Raw genomic sequence first — 11679 nt, forward strand, 5'->3', positions numbered from 1 at the left:
ACGTTTTTCTCGTTTTGTGTAGTGTGACTCGGCGCACACTCTCTGGTATAAAGGTGCTTCTTTTTTGACAAATGCCGATTTTTTCAACAAAGGTACTCACCTACTTGCGCTGCATTTTTCGACTATTTATCGGGCTGACGTTGCTGCTGACCTTGGTCGGTTGTGACTTCTACACCCCCTCCAGCCAGCTGGAGCAGATCCGCCAAAGGGGCGAGATCCGGGTTGGCACCATCTATGGCCCCACCTCCTATTACCAGCGTGACGACACCGCCCAGGGGTTCGATTACGAGCTGGCGAAAAACTATGCCGACTGGCTGGGGGTCAAACTCACCATAGTGCCGGTTAACAGTTCGGATGAACTGGTAAACCTGCTCAAGAAAGGCAAACTCGATCTGGCTGCGGCCGCCATCATGGTCACCCCGGAGCGGCGCCAGCTGTTTCGCTTCGGACCGGGCTTCTATCAGGTTTCCCCCAAACTGGTTTATCGCAACGGCAAGCCAAAACCGGACTCTCTCGATGATATCAAGGGCAAGCTGGTGGTGGCTGCTGGTTCGACCGGTGAAGATCTGCTCAAGGAGCTCAGCAAGAGCAATCCTGACCTCAACTGGAGCGTCAGCAACAGCGCCGATCTGGAAGATCTGCTGAGACAGGTGGTCGAAGGCAAGATTGACTACACGGTGGTGCAGGACACTGTGCTGGCCCGCAGCCAGCGCTACTACCCGGAGCTCACCGAGGGGCTGACCCTGGCCCAGAAGCAGACCGTCGCCTGGGCCATGAGCAAGCTGCCCGATGACAGCCTCTATGCCAGCGTCATCGACTTCTTTGGCCAACGCTTCATGGATGGCGCCATTGCCAAACTCGACGAGAAGTACTTCGGCCACGTGCAGAACTTCGATTTCGTCGATACCCGCACCTTCCTGCAGCGGGCCAAGAGTCTGTTGCCCAAATACCAGTCGCTGTTCCAGAACCATGCCAAGAACATCGACTGGCGACTGCTGGCCGCTATCAGCTATCAGGAATCCCACTGGGATCCGCAGGCCCGCTCCTACACCGGCGTGCGCGGCATGATGATGCTGACCGAACCCACCGCCAAGGCGATGGGGGTCAATGACCGGCTCCATCCGGAAGAGAGCATCAAGGGCGGAGCCCTCTATCTGCAGCAGATGATGGAGAAGGTGCCCGACTCGGTGCCTGATGACGAGAAGGTGTGGTTTGCCCTCACCGCCTACAACATTGGCTACGGCCACATGATGGATGCCCGTCGCCTCACCAAGGATCTGGGCAAGAACCCGGATGCCTGGGGCGACGTGAAAGAGGTGCTGCCGCTGCTGCAGCAGGCGCGCTGGCATCGCAAGGTACGCTACGGCTATGCCCGTGGTGGCGAGGCGCGCAACTACGTCAACAACGTGCGCCAGTATTACCAGAGCCTGCTCTGGCTCGACAACGAGAAGCAACGAGCGCAGCAGCGCGAAAACATCGACAACGCCAGCGAACCTGAGCTGGCGGAGCACCCTACCGTCATCGCCGAAGTGGTCAATCAGATCACCATGCGCTAACAAACCATTATTCGACTGTTTTCACGCAAACTTCTCTGTTACCATCGAATTACATCGGAGCCTATCCGAAATCGCATTGTTTTCATTATGTTGAGAGATTAAATAACAGCAATTTCGGATGGGCTCCATCAATGACCCAAGGCCCGGATGGCCACCTGAGTTGGGAGGAGACCAAGATGCAAAAACGTAGAAAAATCAGTCTGGTCAGAAAAGCAAAGTGCAGCTGGAGCCCCAGACGCAAACTCAAGCTTAATGACATCAAGCGCAACCTGTGGCGCAGAAACCGATCCTATACACTGCTTATCGCAGAGCACACAGCATAAACTCGGCATTAGCCGGGTTTTTTATGCTCTGGATTTCTCAGGCTTGCTGGATGTCGGCGCTAAATTGCACCGAGCGTTTGGAGACCAGCGAGTTGCAGTGATTGCAGAAGTAATCGACCGCACCGCACGCCTTGAGGCGCTCCAGCTCCTGATGGCAGGTGGGGCAAAGTGCAGTGACCCGCACAATGGCCTTGCAGTTACCGCAAGTTTGCTCCTTGCTGCGGGTATCCAGTTCACTCTGGCAGGACGGACAAAGCAGGGCTTCCATAATCAACTCCTCGAAAAGTGGATCTGCCATGGTCTGGCTCCATGGCAGATCCTCCTCCCCTTGCTCCACACCTTGACATGACGAGGATAACAAAGCGGCTGCCGGTGAGGGCAGCCGCCAGGGCTTATTTCTTCTTCATCTTCAGCAGCCGTTTGCGCTGGCGCTCCTGACTCAGGGTCAGGGTATTCTTCTTGCCTTCAAACGGGTTGACCGACTCCTGGAACTCGACCCGGATCGGTGAGCCCATGATCTTGAGGGACTTGCGGAAGTAGTTGATCAGATACCGCTTGTAGGAGTCCGGCAGATCGTTGAGCTGGTTGCCGTGGATCACGATCCGCGGCGGGTTGTAACCACCGGCGTGAGCATACTTGAGCTTGACGCGGCGACCATTGACCATGGGCGGCTGGTGATCTTCCTGTGCCATCTGCATGATGCGGGTCAGCATGGCGGTGCTGGTACGGCGGGTGGCGGACTGGTAAGCCTCCTGAATGGATTCAAACAGGTGGCCAACACCGCTGCCGTGCAGGGCGGAGATGAAGTGAACGCGAGCAAAGTCGATGAAGCCCAAGCGACGATCCAGCTCGTTCTTCACATCCTCTTTCACCTTCTGATCCAGACCATCCCACTTGTTCACCACCAGCACCACGGAGCGGCCGGTGTTGAGCACAAAGCCAAGGATGCTCAAGTCCTGATCGGTGATGGTCTCCTGAGCGTCGATCACCAGCAGGCAAACGTTGGCATCTTCGATGGCCTTGAGGGTCTTGATGACGGAGAACTTCTCCACAGTCTCGTGTACCTTGCCACGACGACGCACGCCGGCGGTATCGATGATGACGTACTTCTGCTCGTCACGCTCCATCGGGATGTAGACGGAGTCACGGGTGGTGCCCGGCATGTCATAGACGATGACCCGATCTTCACCCAGCATACGGTTGGTCAGGGTTGATTTGCCGACGTTGGGGCGACCGACGATGGCGAACTTGATGGGCAGATCGGCGAACGGCGTCTCCTTGGTGTCCTCTTTGGTATCGAGTTCACCGGCAGCCACCATGCGCAGCAGGGCTTCTTCGTCGAAGTCCTCTTCTTCCTCGTCCTGCGCCTCTTCGCCACCAGCGGCTTCGACCAGCGTCTCCAGGTGAGGAGCCAGTGCCAGCTCCAGCAGGCTCAATACGCCGCGACCGTGGGCAGCCGCCATCTGGTAAACCTCACCCAGCGCCAGACCGTAAAACTCGGAAACGGCAGAGTCACCGTCGATGCCGTCGGTCTTGTTGGCGACCAGAAACACCTTCTTGTGAGTCTTGCGCAGGTGCTCGGCGATGGCCTGATCCGCAGCAGTCAAACCGGCACGAGCATCCACCATGAACAGCACCACATCGGCTTCTTCGATGGCCAGCAGGGACTGCTCGGCCATCTTCAGCTCGATCCCCTCCTCGGTGCCATCGATACCGCCGGTATCGACCACGATAAATTCCAGCTCGCCCAGCTTCGCCTGGCCATATTTGCGGTCCCGGGTCAGGCCGGGGAAGTCGGCAACCAGGGCATCCCGGGTACGGGTCAGGCGGTTAAACAGGGTGGATTTCCCCACATTGGGGCGGCCCACCAGGGCAACAACAGGAGTCATAAAAGCCTCATTCTCAAGACGACAAAGGCTCCGGGTCCGAAGACCAGGAGCCGGATATTCAAATTAACGGACGATCAAGGACGCTTTAGTGCGTACAGCTTGCCGCCACGGCTCTGCACATACAGGGTGTCACCATCCACAAGCGGGGCGGCATACAGACCACTGCTGTCGAGCTGCTGCATCGCCTTGATGGTACCGTCGGTACGATCAAGCCAGTACAGGTATCCTTCCACATCACCCACCACCACATAGTCACCGAAGATGACAGGTGCAGTGACGGTACGATTCTCCAGCTGGGTGTTGGACCACAGCTCCAGACCATTGCGACGGTCGATGGCAAACAGGTGGCTGCGACTGTCGGTCAGCACGATGGCGTTGCCGGTGATAGCGAGATCGCGATAGCCGGAATACTTGCGCTTCCACACTTCATCGCCGCTCATCAGCTTGCGCGCCATCAACTGGCCATTGTAGGCGATGGCGTAGAGCTCATCACCGGCAATCAGCGGGCTGGCATCGACGTCCACCATGCGGTCAAGCTCGGTAGCACCGCGCGGGTCGGCCACCTTGGATTGACGCACCGGCTGGCCGTTGCTCAGCAGCGCGATGCCAACCTTGCCATCGGCGCGGCCATAGATGACGGCGCCATTGGTGATCACCGGGGCACCGGCACTGCGCAGGGTCAGCGGTGGCTGCTCTTCGGAGAGCGTCCACTGCATCTTGCCTTCGTCGGTGTCGAGCGCAATCAGGCGACCGGAGGTGGTCAGTACCACCACGCGACCATCTTCAACCGCAGGGCTGGCGACCACTTCACCGGGCACATTGGTCTGCCACAGCACTTCGCCGTTCTCTTCGTTCAGGGCGTAGACCACCCCGTTCTCGGAGCCGAGGAACAGCTTGCCGTAACGGGAGACCAGACCGCCGGAGAGACGAGCGCTGCGCTTGTCGGCGTTGACCGGCAGGTCGGCCAGATCGACAGTCCAGAGGCGATCGCCACTGGCACGGTCGAAGGCGGTGACATCGCCATCGCGCGCAGCGGCATAGATGCGCTCATCTTCCACTGCCGGCTTGAGCTGGGAGTAGAAGTCACCGATGCCGTCACCGACGGTGGAAGACCACTCGGTATCGGCACTGAAAGCGGATTCAACCTTGGGCAGCGGTGCCATGGGGTTCAAGTCCTCTTCCGAGCTGAACAGGGAGCAGCCCTGCAGGGCGAAGGAGACCGCAGCCCCCAGCGCTACCATTTTGAATAGATTACGCATCCGGTGCCTCACCCGTGGTCATGGCCGGCAGGGCCAGATCGTCCATCTTCAACTTGAGCTCCTGACTGCCCTGCAGGCCGCCGGCATCGGCCGCTGCCTGATAGGCATCGCGAGCCTCCTCAATCTTGCCCTGCTTTTGCAGGATGTCACCGCGCACTTCGGCCACCTGGGCCTTGAAGGCGTCGCTATTGATCTTGCCAAGCTGGGCCAGCGCGTCATCTGCCTTGCCCTGATCGCTCAATACGCGAGCCAGACGCAGTGCAGCGATGGGACGAATGCTCTCGTCACCACTGGTGGCCACCTGGGTCAGCTGCTCGGCAGCCAGATCCAGCTTGCCGGCCTTGACGGCGGCGGCGGCCAGTTGCAGCGCGGCCAGCTCGCCATAGGAGTCGCCCTTGTTGGCGGAGACAAACTGCGCTGCCTGCTCGAAACCGGCGGCATCGCCTTTAGCCAGCTGGGTAATCACCTGGTTGTAGGCATGGGAGGATGCCTCCATGGTCTGTTGCTGGTACTGGTTGTAGTAGCGCCAGCCAAACAGGCCGACCAGACCGATCACGGTACCGGCGATCACCGAAGTCCCGTTCTCTTTCCACCACTCCTTGATAACCTCAACCTGTTGTTCTTCGGTGGTATAAACTTCCACAGCTTACTCTCCTTTGGCTGCCAGCAGGGCAATGGCGGCGTCAACCTTGACGGTCTGTTGCTCGGCCTGACCACGCAGATATTTGATAGTGATCTCCCCGTTTTGCACCTCGGTCTCACCAAGGATCAGGGCGATGGACGCGCCGCTCTTGTCGGCACGCTTGAGTTGTTTCTTGAAGTTGCCGCCGCCGCAGTGGCTCATCAGGCGCAAATCCGGCAGCGCATCACGCAGACGCTCGGCCAGCTGGAAGCCAGCCTGCTCGGTCCCCTCGCCCACCATCGCCAGATAGACATCAACTGCCGGGCGAATGTCGCCGTTGAGCTCAAGGGTCTCCAGCATCAGCACCAGACGCTCCATGCCCATGGCAAAACCGACCGCAGGCGTCGGCTGACCACCCAACTGCTCCACCAGACCGTCATAGCGGCCACCGGCACAGACGGTGCCCTGGGCACCCAGGCTGTTGGTCACCCACTCGAATACGGTGAGGTTGTAATAGTCGAGGCCACGCACCAGACGCTCGTTCACTTCGTACTTGATGCCGGCAGAGTCGAGCAGGCGCTTGAGCCCCTCAAAGTGAGCCAGACTCTCTTCGCCCAGATGGTCGAACAGACGGGGTGCACCGACCAGCACGGCCTGCACTTTCTCGTCCTTGGAGTCGAGCACTCGCAGCGGGTTGCTGTACATGCGGCGCTGGCTCTCTTCGTCCAGCTGATCCTTGTACTGCTCCAGATAGGCAACCAGCGCATCACGGTAAGCGGCACGCTCGGCGCTCTGACCCAAGGTGTTGAGCTGCAGAGTCACATGCTCGCTGATACCGAACAGACGCCACAGGCGGTTGGTCAGCATGATGAGCTCGGCGTCGATATCCGGCCCGTTGATGCCAAACAGCTCGACACCAAACTGGTGGAACTGGCGATAGCGGCCCTTCTGGGGACGCTCGTGACGGAACATGGGGCCCATATACCACATCCGGCGCTCCTGATTGTAGAGCAGGCCGTGTTCGATACCGGCGCGGACGCAGCTGGCAGTCCCTTCCGGACGCAGGCTCAGGCTGTCGCCATTGCGATCTTCAAAGGTGTACATCTCTTTTTCGACCACGTCGGTCACTTCACCGATGGCGCGCTTGAACAGATGGGTCTGCTCGACAATCGGCATGCGCACTTCGCTGTAGCCATAGCTGGCAACGACCTGGCGCAGGATCTGTTCAACCTTCTGCCATACCGGGCTCTGCTCCGGCAGGCAATCATTCATACCGCGAATAGCTTGGATCTGTTTTGCCACGTTGATACTCGAGAAAAAGAGGTAAAATTTGGCCGCATTATAGGGATTTTCACCCCCGAGGTAAAATCAGGGAATCCGCAAGCGGGGTGTAAAATCAGTCACCTGGAAAGAGGGCCACCCGAAGTGGCCCCTGTCCGTTCAATCCTTGTCCACCAGGATCCGGTTAACCGGGTCCAGCATGGCGGCGCGGGCACGAATGCGGCGCTCAAGGGTCGGGATGAGATCCTTGTTGTCGAGCCGGTCAACCCGCTGGCCTCCTTCGTAGAAGGCACTCTTGTTGGCCGCACCGGCAAGACCCAGATCGGAAACCAGCGCTTCGCCCGGCCCGTTCACCACACAGCCGATGATGGAGACATCCATCGGGGTGATGATGTCTTCGAGCCGCTCTTCCAGCGCATTGACAGTGCCAATGACGTCGAACTCCTGACGGGAACAGGAGGGGCAAGCGATGAAATTGATGCCACGAGAGCGGATCCGCAGGGATTTGAGGATGTCGAAACCGACCTTCACTTCCTCTACCGGATCAGCCGCCAGCGAGATGCGCAGGGTGTCGCCGATGCCATCAGCCAGCAGCATGCCAAGACCAATGGAGGACTTCACCGCACCGGCACGGAAACCGCCCGCTTCGGTAATGCCCAGATGGAGCGGCTGCTCAATCTGCTTGGCCAGCAGGCGATAGGCGCCCACGGCGAGGAATACATCGGACGCCTTGACGCTCACCTTGAAGTTCTGGAAATCGAGGCGATCGAGATACTCGACGTGACGCATGGCGGACTCCACCAGTGCCTCCGGGGTCGGCTCGCCATACTTCTCCTGAATATCCTTCTCGAGCGACCCGCCATTGACCCCGATGCGGATCGGGATATTGAGGTCGCGTGCGCAATCGACAACAGAGCGCACACGCTGCTCGTTGCCGATGTTGCCCGGATTGATACGCAGGCAGTCAGCGCCATACTCGGCCACTTTCAGGGCGATGCGATAGTCAAAATGGATATCGGCAACGATGGGGATGCGAGTCTGCTGTTTGATCAGCTTGAACGCTTCCGCTGCTTCCATGGTGGGCACGGAAACCCGGACGATATCGGCACCTACCCGCTCAATCCGCTGGATCTGCTCGACAGTGGCGGCGACATCGGTGGTTTTGGTGTTAGTCATGGTCTGCACCGTAATGGGGGCATCGCCCCCTACCGGTACATTGCCAACCATGATCTGCCGTGATTTACGACGAATAATGGGAGATTCGTGTGCGGACATGACGAACAGATTACTCCTGCGGCAGTGAGAAGCGGGCAGTACGGCCGTTGTTGTAACGGCTCATATCAAAGGATTTGCCCTTGTAGTCGAGCTTGACCGCCATCGGCGCGCCAATGATGAACTTCAGGGGCTCGGCACCTTCCAGTACCAGCTCGTCATTTGCCTTCTTCAGACCGCTGAAGAGAGTCTTGCCCTTGGCATCCTTCACATCCAGCCAGCAGTCGGCGGTAAAGCTCATCTTGAGTTGCGGCGCAGTTGCCGGATCAACCGCAGTCTCTTCAGATTCGGTCGCAGTGGCACCGGAGGCGGCAACATCAGCCACCGTGCTGACGGCGCCGCTGGCGTCGGTCAACGCCACGGCAGCAGAAGCCGGAGCCAGGGTGGCAGCCGCGTCGGAAACAGCAGTAGTCGGGGCAACGATGGTAGCTGCCGCGGCAGAGACATCCTGAGCCGGCGCAGTTGCATCATTGGCCACCGCAACGGTTGCGGTGTCGGCAGTTGGCGCTGCGGTTGTGCTCATTTCGGTCGCGGCCAGCGCCTCATCACCGGCGGAGCGGCGGGTCGTGCTCTGCCACCACCAAGCAACAGAGAGCGCAATCAGCACCAGGATCACCAGCCAGGTCACGACTTTCAGACGGTTATCGCTCGCCTGCTGACGGGAACGGCGCGAGAAGCTCTGCATGTCGATATTGTCGGGCGGGGTCAGCCCCAGCTTGTCGTAGGCGGCAAGAATGGTCTCCTCCGGGATCCCCACCAGCTTGGCGTAGGTGCGCAGATAGCCCCGGATAAAGGTATGAGACGTATGCTTGTCGTATGTATCCGATTCGATAGCGGCAATCAGGGTCAGACGAAGGTGAATGCGGGACGCAACCTGTTCCCGGGTCCAGCCGAGCTGTTCACGGGCGTTGCGCAGCAGCTGGCCTGGGCCCACTGCCTGGATGTCGTCTTGAAAATCGTGTTGCTGTTCAGTAGTCATTGGCTAAATAACGCTTGGCTTGTTGCGAAGTGGGATATTGCCTTACCAGCTCATTCCCGAATTGGTGGAGTAATGCCGGTTTGTCCATTGCCTGTGCCAGCCGCAATCTCAACCAGAGACTGTCCTCGTTCTCGTCTGACACTTCTGTGAAACGGGCGAGGTAGGACTGCACATCAGGCAGCTTGCCATCTTTCATGGAAAGCTCGGCCAAGTCCAGCAATAACCTTGGGTTGCGGGGATTATACCCCAAGGCCAAGCGATAGTACTCGCTTGCTTTATCATTTCTATGATTTTGCTGGGCGCAAAGTGCCGCATTTTCATAGGTATCGGCAATTTTCACGTAACCTGGCTGAATAACAGCCTGGTTGAACGCCTTGTCTGCCTCGTCATAGCGGCCGCGGTCACACAAAAAGGCGCCATAGTTGTTCATTGCGTCAGCATTGGACGGATCCATGGCCAGGGCGTTCTTGTAGCTGGTCTCTGCCGCCTTGAAATCACCGACCTGTTGATAGAAATAGGCGAAGCCGATCTGAACCGCTGGATTGGAGGGGTCATATTTGAGGGCGCGATCAAGATTGAACTTGGCCTGTTCGGCATTGCCCTGCTGCAGATATTGAATACCGAGATCGATGCGGGTCTGGGCCGCAGCCTTCAGATCGGGCCCCGACTCACGCTGGGTGGAATTCTGGCCAGCGTAAGTGGTCTCGGTCACACAACCTGGCAGCGCACTAAGCGCTGCCACTACCATCAATGTACGTGTATCCATTCCCTGTCTATACAATGGCTTAGCAATTAAACCATTTTGACGGAAATCCCATCCTGTTGCATCCGATTTTTGATGGTGCGCTTGGTGCGGTCAATCACGTCGCCCACCAGCTGGCCGCAAGCAGCATCGATATCGTCACCACGGGTCTTGCGAACGATCACAGTGAAACCGTACTCCATCAGCACCTTGGAGAAGCGATCGATACGGCTGTTGCTCGGCTTGCCGTAGGGGTTGCCCGGGAAGGGGTTGAACGGGATCAGGTTGATCTTGCTCGGGGTATCCTTGAGTACCTTGGCCAGCTCGTGGGCATGCTGCATATCGTCATTGATATGATCGAGCAGCACATACTCGACGGTCACCCGGCCGCCGTTGGCATTGGATTTGCCCAGATAGCGACGAACCGCCGCGAGGAAGGCCTCGATGTTGTACTTGTCGTTGATCGGCATGATCTCAGAGCGCAACTTGTCGTTCGGTGCGTGCAGAGAGATGGCCAGCGCCACGTCGATCTGGTCGCCCAGCATGTCGAGCGCCGGCACCACACCGGAGGTGGAGATGGTGACGCGGCGCTTGGAGATGCCAAAGCCGTAGTCATCCATCATCAGGCGCATGGCCGGCACCACGTTGGCGAGGTTGAGCAGCGGCTCACCCATCCCCATCATCACCACGTTGGTGATGGGGCGCTTGCCCCCCACGACACGTGCAGCACGCCACACCTGACCGATGATCTCGGATACTTTCAGGTTGCGGTTGAAACCTTGCTGAGCCGTGGAGCAGAACTTGCACTCCAGCGCACAGCCCACTTGGGAGGAGACGCAGAGGGTCGCACGATCATCTTCCGGGATGTAGACAGTCTCTACTTCCTGATCGCCCACCTGCAGCGCCCACTTGATGGTGCCATCGGAAGATCGCTGCTCGCGGCTGATCTCGGGCGCCTTGATCTCGGCGATCGCCTTCAGGCGCTCCTTGAGCACCTTGTTGACGTTGGTCATCTGATCGAAATCATCACAACCAAAGTGATAGATCCACTTCATGACCTGATCTGCCCGGAACGGCTTCTCGCCCAGTTCGACGAAGAAGGCACGCATGGCATCCCGATCAAGATCCAGCAGGTTGATTTTTGTTTCGCTCATCAATGGCCTCGGTTCAAACACTTCAATCAATTATTGGCTGACGACGTCAGGGGGCGGCATTGTACAAATTATGGGTGCGGCTTTCCACCTGGAGAATAGAGGGATATTGGCAGAACGACCAAAACAACAAAGGGAGCCGAGGCTCCCTTGGGTCATCATCCACGAAAATCAGCCGCGCGGGCAGATCTCGTTGTCAGAGAAGAAGTAAGCAATTTCACGGGCAGCGGAAGCCGGTGCATCGGAGCCGTGCACGGCGTTGCGATCGATGCTCTCGGCGTAGCAGGCACGCAGGGTACCGGCCAGTGCCTCTTTCGGGTTGGTTGCGCCCATGATTTCACGGTTGCGACGGATGGCATCTTCCCCTTCCAGCACCTGTACCATAACGGGGCCGGAAGTCATGAAGCTGACCAGTGCGTCATAAAAAGGCTTGCCCTGATGTTCGGCATAGAAACCGGCTGCCTGCTCGCTGCTCATCCGCAGCATTTTGGATGCCACCACCTTCAAGCCTGCGCTTTCGAAACGGCTATAGATGGCACCGATCAGGTTCTTGCTGACAGCATCCGGCTTGACGATAGAGAAGGTACGTTCGATGGCCATTGATA

11 protein-coding genes are annotated in these 11679 nt (G+C 58.3%); 1 reads left to right on the forward strand and 10 read right to left on the reverse strand.

What is annotated here, in order from left to right; translation table 11 throughout:
• Positions 1 to 71 precede the first annotated feature (71 nt).
• Positions 72 to 1556, forward strand: a complete 1485-nt coding sequence (mltF, locus tag BS300_RS02830) for a membrane-bound lytic murein transglycosylase MltF (protein WP_071910640.1) — start codon at positions 72 to 74, stop codon at positions 1554 to 1556.
• A 360-nt stretch (positions 1557 to 1916) separates the two neighbouring features.
• On the opposite strand, the gene BS300_RS02840 is transcribed toward mltF, so the two are convergent.
• The 10 genes from BS300_RS02840 to ndk form a co-directional block, all read right to left on the reverse strand.
• Positions 1917 to 2147, reverse strand: coding sequence for a zinc ribbon domain-containing protein (locus BS300_RS02840; protein WP_071910699.1), 231 nt, complete (start codon positions 2145 to 2147; stop codon positions 1917 to 1919).
• Positions 2148 to 2271: 124 nt separating this feature from the next.
• Positions 2272 to 3768, reverse strand: a complete 1497-nt coding sequence (der, locus tag BS300_RS02845; protein WP_071910644.1) for a ribosome biogenesis GTPase Der — start codon at positions 3766 to 3768, stop codon at positions 2272 to 2274.
• Positions 3769 to 3842: 74 nt separating this feature from the next.
• Positions 3843 to 5027, reverse strand: a complete 1185-nt coding sequence (gene bamB / locus BS300_RS02850; RefSeq protein WP_033114512.1) for an outer membrane protein assembly factor BamB — start codon at positions 5025 to 5027, stop codon at positions 3843 to 3845.
• Positions 5020 to 5670: a tetratricopeptide repeat protein gene (locus BS300_RS02855; protein WP_071910646.1), complete on the reverse strand. Its 651-nt coding sequence runs from the start codon at positions 5668 to 5670 to the stop codon at positions 5020 to 5022. The genes bamB and BS300_RS02855 overlap by 8 nt, the downstream gene beginning before the upstream one ends.
• A 3-nt stretch (positions 5671 to 5673) precedes the next feature.
• Entirely contained in the window at positions 5674 to 6951 is a 1278-nt protein-coding gene (gene hisS, locus BS300_RS02860) for a histidine--tRNA ligase (protein WP_033114510.1), read from the reverse strand.
• A gap of 138 nt (positions 6952 to 7089) precedes the next feature.
• Positions 7090 to 8205, reverse strand: coding sequence for a flavodoxin-dependent (E)-4-hydroxy-3-methylbut-2-enyl-diphosphate synthase (gene ispG, locus BS300_RS02865; RefSeq protein WP_033114509.1), 1116 nt, complete (start codon positions 8203 to 8205; stop codon positions 7090 to 7092).
• Between the two features lie 10 nt (positions 8206 to 8215).
• Positions 8216 to 9181 carry a cytoskeleton protein RodZ gene (gene rodZ, locus BS300_RS02870; protein ID WP_071910648.1) on the reverse strand — a complete coding sequence of 322 codons (966 nt, stop codon included), beginning with the start codon at positions 9179 to 9181 and terminating at the stop codon, positions 8216 to 8218.
• Positions 9171 to 9962: a PilW family type IVa pilus biogenesis/stability lipoprotein TapF gene (gene tapF, locus BS300_RS02875; RefSeq protein ID WP_143241688.1), complete on the reverse strand. Its 792-nt coding sequence runs from the start codon at positions 9960 to 9962 to the stop codon at positions 9171 to 9173. Before tapF ends, rodZ begins: the two co-directional genes overlap by 11 nt.
• Positions 9963 to 9973: 11 nt before the next feature.
• Positions 9974 to 11077: a bifunctional tRNA (adenosine(37)-C2)-methyltransferase TrmG/ribosomal RNA large subunit methyltransferase RlmN gene (locus BS300_RS02880; protein ID WP_033114506.1), complete on the reverse strand. Its 1104-nt coding sequence runs from the start codon at positions 11075 to 11077 to the stop codon at positions 9974 to 9976.
• A 168-nt stretch (positions 11078 to 11245) separates the two neighbouring features.
• Complete coding sequence (ndk, locus tag BS300_RS02885) at positions 11246 to 11674, reverse strand: nucleoside-diphosphate kinase (RefSeq protein WP_041207423.1); 429 nt, start codon at positions 11672 to 11674, stop codon at positions 11246 to 11248.
• Between the last annotated feature and the right edge of the window lie 5 nt (positions 11675 to 11679).

The sequence above is a fragment of the Aeromonas sp. SCS5 genome (assembly GCF_001887375.1).
GTDB classification, from domain to species: domain Bacteria; phylum Pseudomonadota; class Gammaproteobacteria; order Enterobacterales; family Aeromonadaceae; genus Aeromonas; species Aeromonas jandaei.